We start from the raw sequence: 19,494 nt of genomic DNA on the forward strand, positions 1-19,494 counted from the left end.
ATGGCATGGCCATGAGCGAGGCGGGTACGAGGACGCGGCGGGGCATCGTCGCTCGGACGCTGGGATGGCTTGTCTTCCTCGCTTTCGGCATCCTCGCCGCCCTGCTGCTGGCGCTGGTCCTGTTCCGGTTCGTGCCCGTGCCATCGACGCTGATGCTGGGCCGCTGGCTCACGCTGCAGCCCGTCGAAAGGCAATGGGTGCCGCTGACCCAGATCTCGCCGGCCCTGATCCGAGCGGTGATCGCGGCCGAGGACCAGCGTTTCTGCAGCCATGCCGGCGTCGACTGGGTCGAGCTCAACACGGTCATGGAAGACGAGGACGGGCCGAGCCGCGGTGCCTCGACCCTGACGATGCAGACAGCCAAGAACGTCTTCCTCTGGCCCGGCCGCTCCTATGTCCGAAAGGCGCTCGAAATCCCGCTCGCCATGGCGATCGATTTCGCCTGGCCCAAGCCCCGAATCATCGAGGTCTATCTCAACGTCGCCGAATGGGGCGATGGCCTGTTCGGCGCCGAGGCCGCGGCCCAGCGCTATTTCAGGAAGCCCGCGGCCCGGCTGAACGCGTCGGAGGCGGCAAGGCTCGCCGGCGCGCTGCCCAACCCGATCGCCCGCGACCCCGCCCGCCCCAGCCGCGGCCTGCAATCGGCGGCCGGCCGCGTGCAGCGCCGCGTCGGCCAGTTGGGACCGCTCGGCGACTGCGCCGTGCCTGTCGGGTAGAAAGTTGTCGACTAGGTACTAGCCATCCCGCGCCACAGCGTGTATGGGCAACGCCTCACGAGATTGATCCGTCGTCGTGGCGGTTGCGCGGCCCTGGGCTCAGCGCTTCCGGGCGGCGGCACGATGGAGAGTATAATGGCCGTTCCGAAGAGAAAGACGTCGCCGTCGAAGCGTGGCATGCGCCGCTCCGCCGACGCGCTGAAGCAGCCCACCTATATCGAAGACAAGAACTCCGGCGAACTGCGCCGTCCGCACCATGTCGACCTCAAGTCGGGCATGTATCGCGGCCGCCAGGTGCTGAAGGCCAAGACCGAGGCCTGAGTGCCGTTCGGCCCGGTGGGCCGACCTCTGACGCTTGTGAACCAAGCCGGCCGCAAGGCCGGCTTTCTTTTTGGCTAGATCGCCGAACGATGGAGTCTCAGGGCATTGGCCGCCATGGCAGCCCGGTAGTGCCGAGCCGCTTCCCGCGGCGTCTCCAGCGCCCGCCTTGCGAACGGGCCGATTTCGGCCTGGCTCGCGGCCGCCTGAAGCAGCAGGATCGCGGCACCCGGCGCGAAAATCTCGGTCTTCTGGCCGTCGCTCATGTCCCGCTCCGAAACATCTGAGAGTTCTCGGAGCTGAATGTGCAAAGCCGCGACCAAGCTTAACGGGACGTTAAGGCCGATTCCTGCATCATTCGGAGACATTTCCTGAACCGTCCAGCCAGGACGACGCGACATGCATCATGCCGCGCGGCCTGGCCCTTGAGGCTCACGCACGATGCCCGCGCCGTCGATTCTCAGCCCTCGTGACGGTAGCAACATCGACCCGCGCAGCCTGCTCTCTTCGATCGGCGAAGTGGTCTACAGCTGGGATATCCACAGCGACGGCCTGCAATGGGGTCCCAACGCCGGCGACGTTCTGGGCAGGATTCCGGAGGCCGCGCTGAATCGTGGCCTCGCCTTCGCCGGCCTGGTCGAGCCCGGCAGCGGCCGCAGCCGCTATGACGCGATCGTCTCCTCCGGCGGCCACGACCATGGCGACGGCGTCGTCTATCGCACCCGCTACGCCGCCGATCTGGCCGGACGCAAGATGTGGATCGAGGACGCCGGCCGCTGGTTCGCAGGGGCCGATGGCCGCCCCGCCACGGCGCGCGGCGTGCTTCGCCTCGAACGACAGGTCAGGGACGGCGAACTCGGCGCCGCCGGCAACGATGTCTGCGACCGCACCGCCCTGATCGAGCGCCTTGAGCAGACCCTCGGTGAGCATCTGCCGGCGGAGCGCATCATCGTCGTGCTGATCGCCGCGATCGACGAACTGACCCGCCTCAACGACGATTTCGGCCATGAGGCGACCGACGAGATCATCACCGAGGTCCAGGACCGGCTGCGCTCCGTGATGCGCCGGCGCGACCATCTCATCCGCTATTCGAGCAATCGCTTCGCGATCCTGCTCACCGGCTGCCCGCAGAACCAGGTCGAGATGGCAGCGCGCCGCTTCAGCAAGGCCGTGGGCCAGACCGCTATCGAGACGGGACGCGGCATCGCGCTCGTGAGCCTGCGCATCGGCGCCGCCGTCGCCCCCGAGTTCTCGACACAGGCCGGCGCACTGATCGCGGGCGCCGAGAACGCGCTCGCCGGCGCCAAGGCCGGTGCCAGCGACACGGCCGTCATCGCCCGCCGCCGCCAGGGGCGCGAGACCAGGGCCGACGAGCCCTCGCTCGACGTCCAGGCCGTCGCCGCGCTGAACGAACGTCGCGTCCGGCTCGCCTTGCAGCCCATCGTCGATGCAGGAACGCGCCAGGTCGCCTTCCAGGAGGCGCTGCTGCGTGTCGGCCATGGCATGGATGGCCCGTTCTTCGCCACGGCCGAACTCATCCCGCTGCTGGAACGGCGAGGGCTCGTGCGGCTGTTCGACCATCGCGTGCTCGAACTGGCCACCGAATTCCTGGCTGCCGACCCGCGCCTGACGCTCTCGATCAACGTCTCTCCACGGTCGCTGATCGATCCGGAATGGCTCGATGCCTTTCTGGGTTGCACGCGCGCCGCCCCGGGCATGTCCGAGCGGCTGATCGTCGAGGTCACCGAGACCGCGACCATCGCCGACCCGGCGCGCATGGCTGGCATCCTGAAGCAGATCAAGGATCGCGGCGCGCGCATCGCGATCGACGATTTCGGCGCCGGCCACACCTCGCTGCGGCACCTGCGGGCTTTCCCGATCGATATCCTGAAGCTCGACGGCGCCTTCACCCAGAACCTGCGGCGCTCGACCGACGACCGCTTCTATGTCCGCACCCTGATCGAACTGGCGCGCCACCTTGCCGTCGACACGGTCGCCGAATGGGTCGATGACGAACTCCAGGCAACGATGCTGTGCGACTGGGGCGTGACCTATCTGCAGGGCCACCTCGTCGGCAGGGCGGAACTCCCGCAGCGGGGCGACGCCTCGGCCCTTCTTCACGCCACCGGCTGACGCGCCCTCAGGCCGTCACTTGCCCTTCGCCAGATTGTCCAGCCGCTCGCGCATCTCGCTGAGCTCGCGCTTCATGTCGACCAGTTCGTCGGACTTGGCCGCGCCGGGCGCCGCCGCCTCCTCCTTGGCCTTGGCCGCGGCGCTGGCGGCGGCGAAGGGATTGAACACCCTGAACGCCTCGGTGAAGATCGCCATATTCGCGCGCGTCTGCGCCTGCATGGCATCGAGCGCCCCGCCACCGAAGCCACCGCCGGTGAAGGCCTTGGTCATCTGTTCGCGGAACTGGCCCTGGTCCTTGGTCAGATTGTCCATCGAGAATTCGAGATAGCGCGGCACCAGCGCCTGCATGCTGTCGCCGTAGAAGCGGATCAGCTGTCGCAGGAACGCGATCGGCAAAAGATTCTGCCCGTCCTTCGCCTCTTCGTCGAAAATGATCTGGGCCAGCACGGAGCGGGTGATGTCGTCGCCGGACTTGGCGTCGTAGACGACGAAATCCTCGCCGCCGCGCACGAGCCCGGCCAAGTCCTCCAGCGTCACATAGGAGCTGGTGCCGGTGTGATAGAGGCGCCGGTTCGCATATTTCTTGATGACGGTCGGTTCTTTGTCGCTGGCCATCAGAATCCTGCATCACGTTGGCTCGCGCCCTGCCGCGAAACACGCACGACGGCAAAACGGAACGATCTCGATGGCTGACGATAGCCGCTCAGGGGCCTGCCGCAAGTTTTTTGAGCGTGCAGCGCAAAAACAAGACTAAAGCATGACAATCTGCCCAGCGGCGCGGCATTCGATAGGGCCCGCGCCGCGTCGATGGGCAGCTCCACGTCTTTGACATCACTTGACGCGGCTGCGGTGTCCTTTGAAGGTAAGCTCCGAACAGGCGTTCCGGCGCGAGAGCGGAACAGCCGACAACAGCGAGGAACTCTCCCCATGGCTGATTCAGATATCGTGATCGTCGGCGCGGCGCGTACAGCGGTCGGTGCCTTCAACGGCGCCTTCGCCAACACCCCTGCCCATGAGCTGGGCGCCGCCGCGATCAAGGAGGCGCTCGCCCGCGCCAAGGTCGACCCCGCCGATGTCGACGAGGTCATCATGGGCCAGGTCCTGACCGCCGGCCAGGGCCAGAACCCTGCACGCCAGGCGGCCATGGCCGCAGGCATCCCGCAGGAGGCGAGCGCCTGGGGCCTGAACCAGCTCTGCGGCTCGGGGCTCCGCGCCGTTGCGATCGGTCTTCAGCAGATCGCCAATGGCGACGCCGACATCATCGTTGCCGGCGGCCAGGAATCGATGTCGATGTCGCAGCACGGCGCGCATCTGCGCAACGGCACCAAGATGGGCGACCTGAAATTCATCGACACAATGCTGAAGGACGGCCTTTGGGACGCCTTCCACGGCTATCACATGGGCACCACCGCCGAGAACGTCGCGACCAAATGGCAGATCAGCCGCGAGGAACAGGACGGTTTCGCGACCAGGTCGCAGAACAAGGCCGAGGCCGCGCAGAAGGCCGGCAGGTTCAAGGACGAGATCGTCCCCTTCACCGTCTCGACCCGCAAGGGCGATATCGTCGTCAGCGACGACGAGTACCCGCGCCATGGCGCGACCGTAGAGGCCATGGCCAAGCTGAAGCCCGCCTTCTCGAAGGACGGCACGGTCACCGCCGGCAACGCCTCGGGCATCAATGACGGCGCCGCCGCGCTGGTGATCATGAGCGCCAAGGAAGCCGCCAAGCGCGGCCTCAAGCCGCTGGCGAAGATCGCCGGCTGGGCGACGGCGGGCGTCGATCCCGCGATCATGGGGTCGGGCCCGATCCCGGCGACCCGCAAGGCGCTGGAGAAGGCCGGCTGGAAGGTCTCGGATCTCGAGCTCGTCGAGGCCAACGAGGCCTTCGCCGCCCAGGCCATCGCGGTCAACAAGGACCTCGGCTGGAACACCGACATCGTCAACGTCAATGGCGGCGCGATCGCGATCGGCCATCCGATCGGCGCGTCCGGCGCCCGCGTGCTCGTCACGCTGCTGCACGAAATGGAGAAGCGCGACGCCAAGAAGGGCCTCGCGACGCTTTGCATCGGCGGCGGCATGGGCGTGGCGCTCGCGGTCGAGCGGGCCTGAGGCATGGCGCGGCAGACGACGCTCTACCGCTATCTCACCGGACCCGATGACGCCGCGTTCTGTCATCGGGTCTCTGAGGCACTGAGCAAGGGCTGGGTGCTCTACGGGCACCCGACCCTGACCTTCGACGCAAAGGAACAGCGCGTCGTCTGCGGCCAGGCGATCATCAAGGATGTGGACGGGCCGTATGCGCCCGACATGAAGCTATCAGAACAATAGTGCAGCGCTGAGACTGCCATTGAGGAGGGACGGACATGACGAAGGTGGCACTGGTCACAGGGGGAACGCGCGGCATCGGCGCGGCGATCAGCCGGGCGCTGCAGGACGCCGGCCATACGGTCGGGGCGAGCTATCACAGCGATGACGAGGCGGCTGCGAAGTTTCAGGCCGAGACCGGCATCGCGGTCTTCAAATGGGATGTGGGCGACTACGACGCCTGCGCCGCCGGCATCGCCAAGGTCGAGGCCGATCTCGGTCCCATCGATATCCTCGTCAACAATGCCGGCATCACCAAGGACGGCTTCTTTCACAAGATGACCAAAGACCAGTGGTCGGCCGTCATCCGCACCAATCTCGACTCGCTCTTCAACATGACGCGGCCGGTGATCGAGGGTATGCGCGCCCGCGCCTTCGGCCGCATCATCGTGATCTCCTCGATCAACGGCCAGAAGGGCCAGATGGGGCAGGTCAACTACTCCGCCGCCAAGGCCGGAGACATCGGCTTCGTCAAGGCTCTGGCACAGGAGAATGCCAACAAGGGCATCACCGTCAACGCGATCACGCCGGGCTATATCGGCACCGACATGGTCGCGGCGATGCCCGAGGAAGCCCTCAAGCGCGTGATCGCCGGCATCCCGGTAGGCCGCCTCGGCAAACCGGAGGAGATCGCCGCGATGGTGGTGTTCCTCGCCTCCGAGCAGGGCGCCTTCGCCACGGGAGCGACCTTTGCCGTCAATGGCGGGCAGTACATGGCCTAGCCTGCCGGGAACGGCTAGCAGCAGCGCTCAGTTCCGCATCGCCTCGGCGACCAGCGTCGCCGTGGCGGAGGCCCGCCCCTGCGCGCGCCGCTCGCTGTAGCGATCGACCAGATACTCGGCGCGGTCGCGCGTCAGCAGGGTGAACTTCACCAGCTCTTCCATCACGTCGACGACGCGGTCGTAATAGGCCGAGGGCTTCATCCGGTCGGTCTCGTCGAACTCCTGGAAGGCCTTCGGCACCGAAGACTGATTCGGGATCGTGATCATCCGCATCCAGCGCCCGAGCAGGCGCAGGGTGTTGACCGCATTGAAGGATTGCGACCCGCCGCTGACCTGCATCACCGCCAGCGTGCGCCCCTGCGTCGGACGCACGCTGCCGATTTCCAGCGGAATCCAGTCGATCTGCGCCTTCATCACCGCGGTGATGGCGCCATGACGCTCGGGGCTGCACCACACCTGCCCTTCCGACCAGAGCGAGAGCGCACGCAGTTCCTGCACCTTGGGATGATCTGCGGCAGTCGCGTCCGGCAGGGGCAACTCGCGCGGGTCGAAGATCGCGACCTCCGCTCCGAACCGTTCGAGAATGCGCGCTGCCTCCTCGACCAAGAGACGGCTGAAGGAGCGCGTCCGCAGCGAGCCGTAGAGCAGAAGGATGCGCGGCGGATGGCCGGCACGCCGCACCGGCTCGAGCCGGGCCGAATCGGGCGGGTCGAGGTAGGCACAATCCAGTGCCTGCAGGGTCGAAGAGGTCATGAGGCAATCACTCCGAAAGGGCTTTTATATTTCTTTATTTCATATACTATCGAAATATGGAAATGAAGTCCGCCGTTCTGCGCCTTGGCGCCCTTGCTCATGAAGGCCGCCTCGCGATCTTCCGGATGCTGGTTCAGGCTGGACCGGGTGGTATCCCCGCTGGCGATATCGCCCGCAGGCTCGGCGTTCCGCCCAGCAGCCTGTCTGCAAATCTCACCGTCCTGAGCCACGCCGAGCTCGTGGCATCGCGGCGCGACGGGCGTTCGATCATCTACAGCGCGGAATATGCGAAAATGACCGAACTGCTCGCTTATCTGCTGGAGGATTGCTGCAACGGTTCACCGGAGATTTGCCTTCCGCTGGCTCAGTCGTTGGCGAACGCCGCCTGCTGCGCGTCCGGCGCATCCGCACAATAGGATGTCTTCCATGGCCGCCATCGCCAACTCAGCCAAAGCGGCAAGCTTCACTCTGAGCCGCCGGCTCGTCGCGGAAACGCTCGGGACGCTGCTGCTGCTCGCCATCGTCATCGGTTCCGGCATCATGGGCGAGCGCCTCTCCGGCGGAAACACGGCTCTTGCACTCCTGTGCAACGCGGTCGCGACCGGCACGGGTCTGGTCGTTCTGGTAACGATCTTCTCCCCGCTCTCGGGCGCCCACTTCAATCCGGCGGTGACGCTCGTCGCAGTGCTCCGCTCCGAGATCGCTGCAACGGTCGCGCTGGGCTATCTCGCCGCCCAGTTGGCGGGCGCGACGCTTGGCGTCTGGCTGGCCCACGCCATGTTCGCCGAACCGCTTCTGCAGAACTCCGGCAAGCTCCGCGATGGACCGGCCCAGATGCTGTCGGAAGGCGTGGCGACGTTCGGCCTCGTCGGAGCGATCGCCGGCGCAACCCGCTTCAGGCCCGAAACCACGCCCTGGATCGTGGGTCTCTACATCACCTCGGCTTACTGGTTCACCGCCTCGACCTCGTTTGCCAACCCCGCCGTCACACTGGCGCGCAGCCTCTCGGACAGTTTCGCCGGCATAGCCCCGGCTTCGGTCCCGGGCTTCGTCGCTGCGCAGCTTTTCGGGGCAGTAGCCGCCTTCCTGCTGTTCGACTGGCTCTTGAGGGAGAAGCCTGCATCATGAGCGACGATTTTCCGATCACGATCTTTCACAATCCGGCCTGCGGCACCTCGCGAAACGCGCTCGCGATGATCCGCGCCGCCGGCCACGAGCCGACGGTCGTCGAGTATCTGCAAGCGGGCTGGAGCAAGGACCAGCTGCGCGCCCTGCTTGCGACAATGGCGACCGGCGCCCGCGCCATCCTGCGGGAGAAGGGCACGCCGGCGACAGAGTTGGGTCTGCTCGACCCGGAAACAACCGACGACGCGATCCTCGATGCCATGGTTGCACACCCGATCCTCGTCAACCGGCCGATCGTCGTGACACCCCGGGGCGTCTGCCTGGCGCGGCCGTCGGAAGCGGTCTTCGATGTGCTCGACCGCCGCCCCGCCTCCTTCACGAAGGAGGACGGCGAGGTGGTGTCGCCTGGTTAGCCTGCTCCCCGCGGCGCCTTCGGCAGCAGGAAGGTCAAGAGCCCCAGCGCCGGAAGCCAGGCGCAGACCTTGAAGACATCGACGATGCCGATCCTGTCGGCCATGGCGCCGAGGCCCGCCGCCGCGACGCCACCGAGTCCAAAGGACAGACCGTAGAACAGCCCGCCGACCAGCCCGACGCGATGCGGCACGAGGTCGATCGCATAGATCAGGATCGCCGAAAACGCGCTCGCCATGACGAAGCTGATCGCCACGCTGAGAACGCCGGTCCAGAACAGGTCGGCATAGGGCAGCATCAGGGCGAAGGGCAGCGTGCCGACGATCGACAGCCAGATCACCCGGTCGCGTCCGATGCGGTCGCCGATCATCCCGCCGATGATCACGCCGAAGGCGCTCACGACGAGATAGAGGAACAACATGATCTGCGAGAGCTGCACGGTGATCTCGAAGCGCGAGATCAGATAGAAGGTGTAATAGGAGGTGAAGGCCGACGTGTAGGCGTTCTTGGAGAACAGCAGCACGATCAGGATCGCCATCGCAAAGAGTACGCGCCCGCGCGGCAGGCCATGGCCGGCAACCTCGTCGGCGTGATCCTTCGAGGCAGCCTGTGCCCGGCGGAAGGCGCTGTAGCGCGTCGCGGTCCAGGACATCAGCAGCATCGCGACCAGCACGACGCCCGAGAACCAGGCGAGACTAGCCTGGCCGCGCGGCACCACGATCACGGCCGCGAGCAGCGGGCCGATCGCATAGCCGGCATGACCACCAACTTGAAAGACGCCCTGCGCCAGCCCCTGCCGCCCGGCGGCGGCATGGCGCGCCATCCGCGTCGCCTCGGGATGGAACACCGCAGAGCCGAGGCCGATCAGCCCGGCGGCGACCAGCACCATGCCGTAGCTGCCGGCATAGGACAGCAGCAGCAAACCCGCCAGCGTCGCACCCATTCCCGCCACCATCGCATAAGGCCAGGGCCTTTTGTCGGTGAGATAACCGAGCAGCGGCTGCAGTAGCGACGACGTCACCTGAAAGGCCAGCGTGATCAACCCGATCTGCATGAAATCGAGCCGATACGTGTCCTTGATCAGCGGATAAAGCGCCGGGATCATCGACTGGACGAGATCGTTCAGCAGATGGGCGACGCTCAAGGCCGCCAGCACGGGCATCAGGGGGCGTCTGGCAGCACCAGGCATCGTGATCGTGGTCATCACCGACGCATGATGCCTCACGCGGCCGCGGTCAATGGCCCGAAGCGGCGTCCACCGCATGGCGACCATGGCGTGGAAACCGAGGTGCGGCGCAGCATCAGGTTCATGCACGTCGCACCGTCGGCATTCGCTGCGTCAGCTGATATCGGAGAGTCTACGAATCGACGGCAGACACCCATGACATCCCGCACCGCGACCCTCATAGGCTTCATCGCCATCCTGCTCTGGTCGACACTGGCACTGTTCACCGCCATGTCGGGACGTGTGCCGCCGTTCCAGCTCGTCGGCATGACCTTCGTCATCGGCGGGCTGCTGATCCTGGCGATCACCGCGGCGCGCGGTCAGCTTTCGCGCGTCATGCCGACGAAGGCCTCCTTCGCGCTCGGGCTTTATGGCCCGTTCGGCGACACCTTTCTGTACTACGCCGCCGTCAAGACGGCCCCTGCCGCCGAAGCCAACCTGATCCACTACCTCTGGCCGCTCCTGATCGTGCTGTTCGCGGCGCTGCTGCCGGGCGGCGGGCTGAGAGCCCGCCATCTCGTCGGCGCGCTGATCGGGCTGGCCGCGACCACGCTGCTGATTTCGGGGGGGCTTGGCAGCGGCGGCGGCATCCAGTTGGGCCATGTCCTTGCCGGGGTCGGCGCCTTCGTCTGGGCGAGCTATTCGGTGGTATCGCGCCGCTTCTTCGCCGAAGTGCCGTCCGAAAGCCTCGGCGTCACCATGCTCGGCTGCGCCATACCCGCCTTCGCCTGCCATTTCGCTTTCGAGAGCACGCTCTGGTCGCTGACCGCGATCGAATGGGGCGGCGTGCTCGGCCTCGGGCTGGGCTCGATCGGGCTCGCCTTCGTCGTCTGGGATATCGGCATGAAACGGGGCGACGTCGCGCTGCTCGGCGTCGCCTCCTACGCCGCCCCCGTGATCTCGACCATCATCCTGGTGATCGCCGGCTACGCCACCGCGAGCTGGCTGCTGGCGGCAGCCTGCGTGCTGATCGTGGTCGGGGCGCTGGTTGCGAGCGCTGCGGTCCCCTCCCTTCTCCCCTTGCGGGAGAAGGTGGCTCGGCGAAGCCGAGACGGATGAGGGGTCGCGCCGCCCTCGGCCGTCATTGCGAGCGCAGCGAAGCAAGTCAGCCTTGCCGCTCTACGTCCCCCTGGATTGCTTCGTCGCCTGCGCTCCTCGCAATGACGGGCCAGCGGCGCGACCCCTCATCCGCCCCTACCGGGGCACCTTCTTCCGCAAGGGGAGAAGGGAAGAGGCGTAACGCCAGTCAATTCCGCCTGAGCAGCCGCTCCAGATAGTCCAGTTCCTCGGTCGGCCGGCTCGGATCGCCGAGCCTGCGACGCAACTCGTCGAGGATGCGACGCGCGCGCTGGGTTGCGCTCTCGTCGGCGCCGGGCACGCGCACCCGGCCATCGGCCCAGTCGCGCTGGCGCTGCGGCCGGCCGAGCGGATCCTCGCGACCGCGCTGCTGCGCCGAGGGCCGGCCCGCCGGCTGCCCATCGGGCTCGCCGAAGGCGCCCTCCGTGCCGTCGCCCTCGCCGGGCTGACCCTGCATCTGCTGGGCCATGCTCTGGCCGCCCTTCCGCAAGGCCTCCAGCGCCCGCCCCTGCGATTCCATGGCACCTTCACCTTGCCCTTGGCCGAGCTGGCCCTGAGCCTCGCCCATCGCGTCCTCGGCCTCGCCGAGTTCGCCCTGCTGAGGCGCGCCCATGCCGCGCATCCGGCGCTGCAGCTCCTGCAGACGCTCGCGCAGCGCCTGCTGCCGCTCGGCCAGGCTCTGGCCGCCCTGCCCCTGCTGGCCTTCGCCGTTCTCGCCCTCTTCGCCCTCGCCTTGCTCGCCGGGTTGCTGCCCCGGCTGCTGGCCGCGCTGGCGCTGTCCCTGTTGCCCCTGCTGGCGCTGGCCCTGCTGGCCGGGCCGCGCCTGCTGCTGACCCTGACGGCGCTGCTGCGCCCGGTTCTGGCGCTGCTGCTCCTGCTGGAAGGTCTCGTCGCGCAGTTGCTGCTGCTCGCGGGTCATCTTGTCGAGATCGCTCAGCGCCTGGTTCATCTCGCGCTGGCGCGGATCCTGCTGGCCCGGGCGGGCCATCTGCAGGTTGTTGAGCATCTGGTTGAGCTCTTCCATCAGCCGCTGCGCCTCGGCCATGTCGCCGCGCTTCGACAGCTCCTCGATCCGGTTGAGCATGTTCTGCAGGTCGCGCGGCGTCACCGAGCGAAAATTTTCCGGCATCTGCGCGGTCTTCTGGTCGCCATTCTGCTGCTGGCGCTGCATCTGCTCGGCGAGCTGGCGCATGAAGCGGTCCATCGCGCGCCGCATCTCCTCGGTGAGCTTCTTGATCTCCTCCTCGGAAGCGCCGCGCTCCAGCGCCTGCTGCAGGTTCTCCTGCGCGGCCCTGAGCGCCCGCTCGGCATCGGACAGATCGCCGTCCTCGAGCTGCAACGCCATCGACCACATCAGATCGGCGACCTCGCGGAGCTGGTCGTCGCTGCCGGAACGGCGCAGCCGCTCGTTGATCATGCGCATTCCGAGATAGACGCCGGTCTCCTTCATGAACAGATCGGGCTCGATCAGCAGCGCGTCCATGGCGAGCTGCACCTTGCGTCGATCCTCGACATCCATGACCAGCTTGCGGCGCTGCTCGACCAGCGCCTTGGCCAGCGGCTTGGAGAACGTGCGCTGCGGCAGCGTGACCTCGACCGGCTCGCTGCGACCCTCCTGGCCGGCTTCGTCGCGCGCGACCAGCGTCATCCGCACCTTCGCACCGGCCCAGGGATGGGCCGAGAAATCGACGGTGCTCTTCATCTCCTCATCGCCGGTCGGCGAGGATGGCACGGTCAGCGACTGCTTGGGCGCCTCGACCAGCGAACGTCCGGTCGAGACCGGATTGGGCCGGGAGACGACGACCTCGGCCGAGACCACGCCGTAATCATCCTTGGCGCGGTAGGCGAGGCCGAGCCCGCCGGCCTGCGCTCCGGTGATCGGCTTGGGCGCCTCGACGAAACTGATCTGCGGCGGCTGGTCGGCGATCGCCGTCAGGTTCAGCGTGGTGCCCGGCGCGCCGCTGCCGGTCAGCCGCAGCGTGCCGCTGCCGGCCAGCGCATAGCGTTTTTCCAGCACGGCCGGCCCATCGGCCGTCACGGGCTTGGCGTCCTTGGCCTCCGGCGCCGGCAAGGCGTCGAGCCGCCCGGTCGTCGCCACGTCCATCTTCGCCTTGCCGGCGATCCGCACGACGATGGTGGATTTCTCGGGCGCGCTGAAATTCGGGCTCTGGAGCCGGGCGAAGTCGATCAGGATCGGCGGCAGCCTTGTATAGGCCGGCGGGTCGATCCAGGCGTCGATGCGGATCGCGGGCGCGGGCGCCGACGGCCCGCGCCAGTCGAAGGCCGCCTGCAGGCGTGGGCCAGCCTCGTGACCGGCGACGAAGAGTGCGGTCACTGCCGCCAGCAGCGGCACGGCGCGCAGAGCGAATTTGTCGCGCCCGGCCATCAACGGATGCGGCGCCACGACCTTGAGGCCCGAGATGCGCTCGCCCTGGCGCGCGACATGCAGCTTCCACAAGGCCTGAGAGACGGGATCGGCGGAGCCGACCGCGAGGCTGTCCTCCAGCGCCGAGGCAGGGCGATGGCCGCCCGCCATGGACTGGTCGAGCCGGGCCAGCGCATCCTGGCGCGTCGGCAGGCGCATCATGGCGACGTGCCAGAAACCGGCGGTCAGCGCCGCGAAGAACAGCACCACGCCGGCGACGCGCCCCTGCCAGGGCAGATGCGTCCACAGGCCGAACCATGAGAGCGCGAGGAAGAGGAGGACGATCGCACCCGGAAGCCACAGCCGCGGCCAGAGCCTTTCCCAGACCAGCGACAGGCGCGACGCCGTCGCGAGACGGCCGAGCCGCTGCCTCGTGCCTTCGATCGGATCAGGCGCCTTGCGGCGCTGCGCCTCTGTCATGCCGTCGCTCCGAGCCGCCCCCGCGCCACTTATGCTTCGATCCACGAGTGTCAGGCTAACACGTGAATGTGGCAAGGCCAGTGCGAAGGTCGTTCTCCCGCAAGCGGCTCATCGCATCGTGAACGAGCGCCTCAGGGCAGCCAGGGCGGTGCACGATCCGTGCCGAGGAGGTCCTCATAGCTCTGGCGGGGCCGCGTCACGGCGAATTCCGCGCCTTTCACCAACACTTCGGCCACCAGAAGGCGCTGGTTGTAGGTCGATGACATGCTGGCCCCATAGGCTCCGGCCGTCATGAACGCGATCAGGTCGTCAGGTTTCAGTTCGGGCAGAACCCGCCCGGCTGTGAAGGTGTCGCCCGATTCGCAGATCGGCCCGACGACGTCATAGGCCACCTCGGCGGCGCCGGCTTCCGGTTCCGAAACCGGCCAGATCTCGTGGTAGGCCTCGTACATGGCAGGCCTGACGAGATCGTTCATTGCGGCATCGACGACCAGGAATTCCTTCGTCGGGCGCGGGTTGAGATGCAGCACCCGCGTCATCAGGATGCCGGCATTGCCGACGATCAGCCGGCCGGGCTCGAAGCCGAGTTCGACATCGAGCCCGGCGGTCACCCGCCCGACCATGGCGGCGTAGGCCTCGATCAGCCCGGGGCCATGGTCGAAATCCTTGGGGATCTCGTAGGGAATGCCGAGTCCGCCGCCGAGATCGAGCCGGTCGACCCGGTGGCCCTCGCTCCGCAGTGCCCCCACCAGCACCACCATCTTGGCATAGGCCGCCTCGAAGGATTCCGTCTCGCGGATCTGGCTGCCGATATGGAGTGCGAGCCCCATCATCCTGACGCCGGGCATGTTCGCCGCCCGCGCATAGAGCCGGCCGACCTCCTCGAAGGAGACGCCGAACTTGTTCTCGGACGAGCCCGTGGTGATCTTGGCATGACCGCCGGCGCCGATATCGGGATTGACCCGGAACACCGCCTCCTGCCGCCGGCCGAGCGCGGCCGCGACCTTCGAGAGCAAATCGAGCTCGCCCTCGGTCTCGATATTGACCTGGTAGATCCCGGCCTGAACCGCGAAACGCAGTTCGCTCTCGCTCTTGCCGACACCGGAGAAGACGATTTTCTCGGGCGGAAAGCCGGCGGCGAGCGCCTTGCGTATCTCGCCCTCCGACACTGTGTCGGCGCCGGCGCCCAGCGCCGCAAGCGTCTTCAGCACGCCGAGATTGCCGTTCGCTTTCATCGCATAGAAGACATGCGCCTTGCCGCCCGGCGCGCTCGTCTTCATCGCCGCCTCGAACAGCCGGTAATGCCGCTCGATCGTCGCCGAGGAATAGACATAGACCGGCGTGCCGACTTGCGCCGCGATCCGCCTCAGATCGACGTCCTCGGCGAAGAGCGAGCCGTCGCGATAGCTGAAATGATGCATGTCGGGTGCTCAGAGCAGGGGATCGAGCACGAAACTCTTGTTCGGCACGACGATCGCCCTGTTGGTCTTGGCCGGCTTGGCGATCGGCGCGATGTCGCCCGTCGACGGCACTTCGGTCTCGGTGCCGCCGATCTGGCTCGCCGGCAGATCGATCGCGCCCGTCGCATTGGGCGGCGCTTCGAGCGGACCTTTGCGGCCACAGGCCGTCAGCGAGAGGCCGAGAACGCCGGCAACCAGAACGGCGCGGCTCAGTGACAGGCGGGAATGCGGCACGAAACGAAACCCTCAGGCAGGAATTGATGGCGACTGTAGCGAATGGCGCATCGCGTTGCGAGCTTTTGCAGGCATGGCGTCATTCCGCAACGACCGCCGTCCCCGTCCGGCTCAGGCTTTCTCCTTCGCCAGCCGCCGCAGCCATGACCGCGCCTGCTTGCGGACATTGGCGGGCGCGGTACCGCCATAGCTGACGCGGCTCTTGACCGACTGCTCGACACCCAGCACCGCGAAGACAGCCTCCGTGATCTGCGGCTCGACCGCCTGCATCTCAGCCAAGGTCAGCTTCTCCAGCCCGATCCTCCTCTCCGAGGCGATGCCGACGAGACGCCCGGTGACGTGGTGAGCGTCGCGGAACGGCATCTTCAGCACCCGCACCAGCCAGTCGGCAAGGTCGGTCGCGGTGGCGTAGCCCATCCCCGCCGCCTTCTTCATCACCTTCAGGTCCGGCTCCATGTCGCGGACCATGCCGGCCATGGCGGCAAGGCAGAGCGACAGCGTCTGCAGGGCGTCGAACGTGCCTTCCTTGTCCTCCTGCATGTCCTTGGAATAGGTCAGCGGCAGGCCCTTCATCATCGTCAGCATCGCCTGCAATGAGCCGAAGACCCGCCCGGCCTTGCCGCGCACCAGCTCGGCGGCATCGGGGTTGCGCTTCTGCGGCATGATCGACGAGCCGGTCGAGAACTTGTCGGAAAGTCGCACGAAGCCGAATTGCGGCGTCGCCCAGAGCACGATCTCCTCGGCCAGCCGCGACAGATGCATCGCGCAGATGGACGCGGCGGCGAGAGTCTCCAGCACGAAGTCGCGGTCCGAGACCGAATCGAGCGAATTCGCCGTCGGCCGGTCGAATTCGAGCGCCTTCGCCGTCATGTGCCGGTCGATCGGGAAGGAGGTGCCTGCCAGCGCTGCGGCCCCGAGCGGCGATTCGTTTAGCCGCACGCGGGTATCCCGGACGCGGCCGCGATCGCGCGACAGCATCTCGACATAGGCGAGCAGATGATGGCCGAAGGTGACGGGTTGCGCCGATTGCAGATGGGTGAAGCCCGGCATCACCGCGCCGGCATAAGTGTCGGCCTTTTCCGCAAGCGCAAGCTGGAGATCGGCCATCTGCTCGTCGAGCGCATCGAGCGTGTCGCGTACCCAAAGCCGCATGTCGGTCGCGACCTGGTCGTTGCGCGAGCGCGCCGTATGCAGCCGGCCGGCAGCCGCGCCGATCGCATCCTTCAGGCTCGATTCGACGTTCATGTGCACGTCTTCCAGCGCCCGCGAGAACGTGAAACGCCCGGCCTCGATCTCGGCCTGGACGCCCTTGAGTCCGGCGCTGATCGCAGCCACATCGTCCTTGGTCAGGATACCGGTCTCGCCCAGCATCGCGGCATGTGCCAGCGAACCCCGGATGTCCTGCGGCCACAGCCGCTTGTCGAAATCGATGGAGGCGTTGATCTCCTCCATGATAGCATCAGGACCCGTGGCGAAACGCCCACCCCACATGCGATTGCTCACGACAACTATTCCTGCTTTTAGGACGCTAATGACGTCTCGATGGAAAATAGGGGCTGGTCTGGGTGCGCTCGCATTGCTTGCGCTTGGGGGCGTTGCCGCCTTCTACTCCGTCGAGGGCAATGCCGGCAATTCCGCTTCCTGCAGCGCCGCCGCGAAATCCGCACAGAAATTGAAGCCGCTGGCGCGCGGCGAAGTCGCGGCCGTCGAGATCAGCCCACGCCCGACGCCGGCGCCTGAGCTCACCTTCACGGGACCCGACGGCCAGCCGACCTCCCTCTCGGCTTTCAAGGGCCGTACAGTGCTGGTCAATCTCTGGGCGACCTGGTGCGCACCCTGTCTCAAGGAGATGCCAGCGCTCGACGCCCTACAGGTCAAACTCGGCGGCCTGGATTTCGCGGTGGTCGCGATCAACATCGACACGCGCAATCTCGACAAGCCGAAAACTTGGCTCGCAGACAACAAGATCGCAACCCTGCCCTATTACGCCGATCCGCAGGCCGGCGTCTTCCAGGCGCTGCGCGCCGCGAAGAAGGTCGAGGGCATGCCGGTCAGCCTGCTGGTCGATCGCGAAGGCTGCGAACTGGCGATCCTGCAGGGTCCAGCCGACTGGGCCAGCGCCGATGCCGCAGCGTTGATCAGAGCTGCGCTCGGCCGCTGAGCCCACGACAGCGTTTTTTACGCCCGCTGATAGACCAGCCTCGCCCGGATCGTGCCGTCGAGCGCCCTGATCTCGCGCAGGATATCGAGTGCCACGGGGCCGACGCTGTCGGCCTCCATCACGACATAGCCAACCTCGCCGTCGGTCTGGTAGTTTTGGGCGGAGATGTTGACCTCGCGGCTGGCGAAGACATCGTTGAGCCGCCGCAGCATGCCCGGCACGTTGCGCTGGACATGGATGAAGCGGGTGCCGAGCGCACGCGGCGTCAGCTGCACCTGCGGAAAGTTCACGGCGCCGACCGTCGAGCCGACATCGGAATAGTCGATCAGCTTGCGGGCGACTTCCGCGCCGATGCGCTCCTGCGCCTCCTCGGTCGAGCCGCCGACATGCGGTGTCAGGATGACGTTGTGCAGGCCCTGCAGCGGCGAAACGAAGCGGTCGCTGTTGGAAGCCGGCTCGACCGGGAACACGTCGACAGCCGCACCCGCGAGATGGCCGGATCGCAACGCAGCCGCCAGCGCGTCGAGATCGACCACCGTGCCGCGCGAATTGTTGATCAGGTAGCCGCCCGCTTTCATCATCGCGATCTGCTGCGCCCCGATCATGCCGGCCGTCTCCGGCGTCTCGGGCACGTGCAGCGAAACCACGTCGCTCGATGCCAGAAGCTCGCGCAGGCTCTCCACAGGCTCGGTGTTGCCGTGGCGCAGGCGGTCGGTGTGGTCGTAATAGATCACCCGCATCCCCATCGCCTCGGCCAGCGTCGAGAGCTGGCTGCCGATATTGCCGTAGCCGATGATGCCGAGCGTCTTGCCACGCACCTCGAACGAACCGATGGCGGATTTGTCCCAGCCGCCGGCATGGGCCGAGACCGAGCGGTCGGTGATCTTGCGCAGCAGCATCACGATCTCGCCGATGACGAGTTCGGCGACGCTGCGGGTATTTGAAAACGGCGCGTTGAACACCGGTACGCCGCGCCCGCGCGCCGCCTGCAGATCGACCTGGTTGGTGCCGACGGAGAAGCAGCCGACGGCAAAGAGCCGGCTCGCCTGCGCGAAAACCTCTTCGCTGAGCTGCGTACGCGAGCGGATGCCGAGCACATGCACACCCTCGACCGCCTTCAGCAGGGCATCGCTGTCGAGCGCCTTGGGCAGGCGGACCATATTGGTATAGCCGGCCTGGACCATGAGATCGGCGGCGGTGTCGTTGATGCCTTCGAGCAGCAGGACCTTGATGCGGTCCTTGGACAAAGACAGGCGGGCGGGAGGCTGTTGCATGGCACGATCGGGCTGGCGGCGGAGGCGTCCGTATAGACCCGCTACGTCGCGACACAACCGGATTTTGCCGATCAGAACCTAGCCACCGTCATTCCGGACAAGGCGAAGCCGCGCCGATCCGGAATCCATGCCTGAGCGCTGTTCGGAAAGGGTCAGGAATGGATTCCGGGTCTGCGCTTCGCTTCGCCCGGAATGACTGCGCTCTTTTCCGAAAAGGAGCCGCCAAACTTAAGCCTTCTCCACCACCAGCGTCGCGCCCTCGACGCGCACGACTCTGACCTCGCTGCCGGCCAGAAGCTCGGGGCCGGTGATGCGCCAGGACGAGTCGCCGACGCGGATGCGGCCCTCCCCGCCGGCCATCGTCGCCTCCAGCCGGAACACCTTTCCGATCAGCTGGCGGCCACGATCGTTGAGACCGGTGGCGGCGTCGGGCTCCTCGCCCTTGCGCCGGGTCAGGAACCGTCCCGCCAGCACGCTGACGACGCAAAGCGCGGCGAAGACGAGCGCCGCCGCCTGCCAGCCGATCGCGCTCAGCCCGACGACGATGCCGGTCAGCAGAGCCGCCAGGCCGAGCCAGATCAGGAAGACGCCCGGCGCCAGCATCTCGCCGCCGATCAGGGCGAGGCCGAGCACGACCCAAGCCCAGCCGCCGGCGCCTGCGAACCACTCCAGCATC

21 protein-coding genes are annotated in these 19,494 nt (G+C 66.9%); 11 read left to right on the forward strand and 10 right to left on the reverse strand.

What is annotated here, in order from left to right; translation table 11 throughout:
• The first annotated feature begins 11 nt into the window (after positions 1–11).
• The gene (mtgA, locus tag AXW83_RS16285) at positions 12–716 is read left to right on the forward strand and encodes a monofunctional biosynthetic peptidoglycan transglycosylase (protein ID WP_236841693.1); all 705 of its coding nucleotides are present in this window, start codon (positions 12–14) and stop codon (positions 714–716) included.
• Positions 717–851: 135 nt separating this feature from the next.
• Entirely contained in the window at positions 852–1,037 is a 186-nt protein-coding gene (gene rpmF, locus AXW83_RS16290; RefSeq protein ID WP_043233137.1) for a 50S ribosomal protein L32, read from the forward strand.
• 74 nt (positions 1,038–1,111) lie between these two features.
• Here the strand turns inward: rpmF and AXW83_RS16295 are convergent, their stop codons facing one another.
• Positions 1,112–1,300 (reverse strand): hypothetical protein, encoded by a 189-nt coding sequence (locus AXW83_RS16295; protein ID WP_066615110.1) that lies wholly within the window; start codon positions 1,298–1,300, stop codon positions 1,112–1,114.
• A gap of 175 nt (positions 1,301–1,475) precedes the next feature.
• On the opposite strand from AXW83_RS16295, the gene AXW83_RS16300 reads away from it, so the two are divergent.
• Positions 1,476–3,167, forward strand: a complete 1,692-nt coding sequence (locus AXW83_RS16300) for a bifunctional diguanylate cyclase/phosphodiesterase (protein ID WP_066615111.1) — start codon at positions 1,476–1,478, stop codon at positions 3,165–3,167.
• A gap of 15 nt (positions 3,168–3,182) precedes the next feature.
• Here AXW83_RS16300 and phaR read toward each other — a convergent pair whose 3' ends face one another.
• Positions 3,183–3,782 (reverse strand): polyhydroxyalkanoate synthesis repressor PhaR, encoded by a 600-nt coding sequence (gene phaR / locus AXW83_RS16305; RefSeq protein WP_066615112.1) that lies wholly within the window; start codon positions 3,780–3,782, stop codon positions 3,183–3,185.
• Positions 3,783–4,094: 312 nt separating this feature from the next.
• Between phaR and AXW83_RS16310 the strand changes: the two genes are divergently transcribed.
• Genes AXW83_RS16310 through phbB form a run of 3 tightly spaced genes read left to right on the forward strand, consistent with a single transcriptional unit; the run spans position 4,095 to position 6,253 of the window.
• Positions 4,095–5,276: an acetyl-CoA C-acetyltransferase gene (locus tag AXW83_RS16310; RefSeq protein ID WP_066615113.1), complete on the forward strand. Its 1,182-nt coding sequence runs from the start codon at positions 4,095–4,097 to the stop codon at positions 5,274–5,276.
• Between the two features lie 3 nt (positions 5,277–5,279).
• Positions 5,280–5,495: a DUF1737 domain-containing protein gene (locus AXW83_RS16315; RefSeq protein ID WP_066615114.1), complete on the forward strand. Its 216-nt coding sequence runs from the start codon at positions 5,280–5,282 to the stop codon at positions 5,493–5,495.
• Positions 5,496–5,530: 35 nt separating this feature from the next.
• The gene (gene phbB / locus AXW83_RS16320; protein WP_066615115.1) at positions 5,531–6,253 is read left to right on the forward strand and encodes an acetoacetyl-CoA reductase; all 723 of its coding nucleotides are present in this window, start codon (positions 5,531–5,533) and stop codon (positions 6,251–6,253) included.
• Between the two features lie 27 nt (positions 6,254–6,280).
• On the opposite strand, the gene arsH is transcribed toward phbB, so the two are convergent.
• Positions 6,281–7,006, reverse strand: a complete 726-nt coding sequence (gene arsH, locus AXW83_RS16325; RefSeq protein ID WP_066615116.1) for an arsenical resistance protein ArsH — start codon at positions 7,004–7,006, stop codon at positions 6,281–6,283.
• 62 nt (positions 7,007–7,068) lie between these two features.
• On the opposite strand from arsH, the gene AXW83_RS16330 reads away from it, so the two are divergent.
• From AXW83_RS16330 to arsC, 3 genes are read left to right on the forward strand one after another with little or no spacing between them, the layout of a single operon-like run.
• Positions 7,069–7,422, forward strand: a complete 354-nt coding sequence (locus AXW83_RS16330; RefSeq protein WP_442855193.1) for an ArsR/SmtB family transcription factor — start codon at positions 7,069–7,071, stop codon at positions 7,420–7,422.
• A 10-nt stretch (positions 7,423–7,432) separates the two neighbouring features.
• Complete coding sequence (locus AXW83_RS16335) at positions 7,433–8,134, forward strand: aquaporin (RefSeq protein WP_066615118.1); 702 nt, start codon at positions 7,433–7,435, stop codon at positions 8,132–8,134.
• Positions 8,131–8,544: an arsenate reductase (glutaredoxin) gene (gene arsC / locus AXW83_RS16340; RefSeq protein WP_066615119.1), complete on the forward strand. Its 414-nt coding sequence runs from the start codon at positions 8,131–8,133 to the stop codon at positions 8,542–8,544. Before AXW83_RS16335 ends, arsC begins: the two co-directional genes overlap by 4 nt.
• On the opposite strand, the gene AXW83_RS16345 is transcribed toward arsC, so the two are convergent.
• On the reverse strand, positions 8,541–9,749 hold the full coding sequence (locus AXW83_RS16345) for an MFS transporter (protein ID WP_442855251.1): 1,209 nt from the start codon (positions 9,747–9,749) through the stop codon (positions 8,541–8,543). The two genes, arsC and AXW83_RS16345, sit on opposite strands and share 4 nt — an antisense overlap.
• A gap of 174 nt (positions 9,750–9,923) precedes the next feature.
• Between AXW83_RS16345 and yddG the strand changes: the two genes are divergently transcribed.
• Positions 9,924–10,826: an aromatic amino acid exporter YddG gene (gene yddG / locus AXW83_RS16350; RefSeq protein ID WP_066615120.1), complete on the forward strand. Its 903-nt coding sequence runs from the start codon at positions 9,924–9,926 to the stop codon at positions 10,824–10,826.
• A 187-nt stretch (positions 10,827–11,013) separates the two neighbouring features.
• Here yddG and AXW83_RS16355 read toward each other — a convergent pair whose 3' ends face one another.
• From AXW83_RS16355 to argH, 4 genes are all read right to left on the reverse strand, one after another.
• Positions 11,014–13,689 (reverse strand): TIGR02302 family protein, encoded by a 2,676-nt coding sequence (locus tag AXW83_RS16355; protein ID WP_066615121.1) that lies wholly within the window; start codon positions 13,687–13,689, stop codon positions 11,014–11,016.
• Between the two features lie 131 nt (positions 13,690–13,820).
• Positions 13,821–15,110: a diaminopimelate decarboxylase gene (gene lysA, locus AXW83_RS16360; protein WP_066615122.1), complete on the reverse strand. Its 1,290-nt coding sequence runs from the start codon at positions 15,108–15,110 to the stop codon at positions 13,821–13,823.
• A 9-nt stretch (positions 15,111–15,119) separates the two neighbouring features.
• The gene (gene lptM, locus AXW83_RS16365; RefSeq protein ID WP_066615123.1) at positions 15,120–15,383 is read right to left on the reverse strand and encodes an LPS translocon maturation chaperone LptM; all 264 of its coding nucleotides are present in this window, start codon (positions 15,381–15,383) and stop codon (positions 15,120–15,122) included.
• 111 nt (positions 15,384–15,494) lie between these two features.
• Positions 15,495–16,886, reverse strand: coding sequence for an argininosuccinate lyase (gene argH, locus AXW83_RS16370; RefSeq protein ID WP_066615124.1), 1,392 nt, complete (start codon positions 16,884–16,886; stop codon positions 15,495–15,497).
• 28 nt (positions 16,887–16,914) lie between these two features.
• Between argH and tlpA the strand changes: the two genes are divergently transcribed.
• Positions 16,915–17,544, forward strand: a complete 630-nt coding sequence (gene tlpA, locus AXW83_RS16375) for a thiol:disulfide interchange protein TlpA (RefSeq protein WP_066615125.1) — start codon at positions 16,915–16,917, stop codon at positions 17,542–17,544.
• 17 nt (positions 17,545–17,561) lie between these two features.
• Here tlpA and serA read toward each other — a convergent pair whose 3' ends face one another.
• Together serA and AXW83_RS16385 are read right to left on the reverse strand one after the other, a co-directional pair.
• Entirely contained in the window at positions 17,562–18,818 is a 1,257-nt protein-coding gene (gene serA, locus AXW83_RS16380; RefSeq protein WP_066615127.1) for a phosphoglycerate dehydrogenase, read from the reverse strand.
• A gap of 228 nt (positions 18,819–19,046) precedes the next feature.
• Positions 19,047–19,493, reverse strand: a complete 447-nt coding sequence (locus AXW83_RS16385) for an NfeD family protein (RefSeq protein ID WP_066615130.1) — start codon at positions 19,491–19,493, stop codon at positions 19,047–19,049.
• Between the last annotated feature and the right edge of the window lies 1 nt (position 19,494).

Origin of the sequence: Bosea sp. PAMC 26642 (genome assembly GCF_001562255.1) — a bacterium.
Classification (GTDB): Bacteria; Pseudomonadota; Alphaproteobacteria; order Rhizobiales; family Beijerinckiaceae; genus Allobosea.

What these genes read in the sequence shown, in the direction of transcription:
- mtgA (WP_236841693.1), top strand. Translation starts at nt 12, where the DNA reads ATGAGCGAGGCGGGTACGAGGACGCGGCGGGGCATCGTCGCTCGGACG.
- rpmF (WP_043233137.1), top strand. Translation starts at nt 852, where the DNA reads ATGGCCGTTCCGAAGAGAAAGACGTCGCCGTCGAAGCGTGGCATGCGC.
- AXW83_RS16295 (WP_066615110.1), bottom strand. Translation starts at nt 1,300, where the DNA reads ATGAGCGACGGCCAGAAGACCGAGATTTTCGCGCCGGGTGCCGCGATC.
- AXW83_RS16300 (WP_066615111.1), top strand. Translation starts at nt 1,476, where the DNA reads ATGCCCGCGCCGTCGATTCTCAGCCCTCGTGACGGTAGCAACATCGAC.
- phaR (WP_066615112.1), bottom strand. Translation starts at nt 3,782, where the DNA reads ATGGCCAGCGACAAAGAACCGACCGTCATCAAGAAATATGCGAACCGG.
- AXW83_RS16310 (WP_066615113.1), top strand. Translation starts at nt 4,095, where the DNA reads ATGGCTGATTCAGATATCGTGATCGTCGGCGCGGCGCGTACAGCGGTC.
- AXW83_RS16315 (WP_066615114.1), top strand. Translation starts at nt 5,280, where the DNA reads ATGGCGCGGCAGACGACGCTCTACCGCTATCTCACCGGACCCGATGAC.
- phbB (WP_066615115.1), top strand. Translation starts at nt 5,531, where the DNA reads ATGACGAAGGTGGCACTGGTCACAGGGGGAACGCGCGGCATCGGCGCG.
- arsH (WP_066615116.1), bottom strand. Translation starts at nt 7,006, where the DNA reads ATGACCTCTTCGACCCTGCAGGCACTGGATTGTGCCTACCTCGACCCG.
- AXW83_RS16330 (WP_442855193.1), top strand. Translation starts at nt 7,069, where the DNA reads ATGAAGTCCGCCGTTCTGCGCCTTGGCGCCCTTGCTCATGAAGGCCGC.
- AXW83_RS16335 (WP_066615118.1), top strand. Translation starts at nt 7,433, where the DNA reads ATGGCCGCCATCGCCAACTCAGCCAAAGCGGCAAGCTTCACTCTGAGC.
- arsC (WP_066615119.1), top strand. Translation starts at nt 8,131, where the DNA reads ATGAGCGACGATTTTCCGATCACGATCTTTCACAATCCGGCCTGCGGC.
- yddG (WP_066615120.1), top strand. Translation starts at nt 9,924, where the DNA reads ATGACATCCCGCACCGCGACCCTCATAGGCTTCATCGCCATCCTGCTC.
- AXW83_RS16355 (WP_066615121.1), bottom strand. Translation starts at nt 13,689, where the DNA reads ATGACAGAGGCGCAGCGCCGCAAGGCGCCTGATCCGATCGAAGGCACG.
- lysA (WP_066615122.1), bottom strand. Translation starts at nt 15,110, where the DNA reads ATGCATCATTTCAGCTATCGCGACGGCTCGCTCTTCGCCGAGGACGTC.
- tlpA (WP_066615125.1), top strand. Translation starts at nt 16,915, where the DNA reads ATGACGTCTCGATGGAAAATAGGGGCTGGTCTGGGTGCGCTCGCATTG.
- serA (WP_066615127.1), bottom strand. Translation starts at nt 18,818, where the DNA reads ATGCAACAGCCTCCCGCCCGCCTGTCTTTGTCCAAGGACCGCATCAAG.
- AXW83_RS16385 (WP_066615130.1), bottom strand. Translation starts at nt 19,493, where the DNA reads ATGCTGGAGTGGTTCGCAGGCGCCGGCGGCTGGGCTTGGGTCGTGCTC.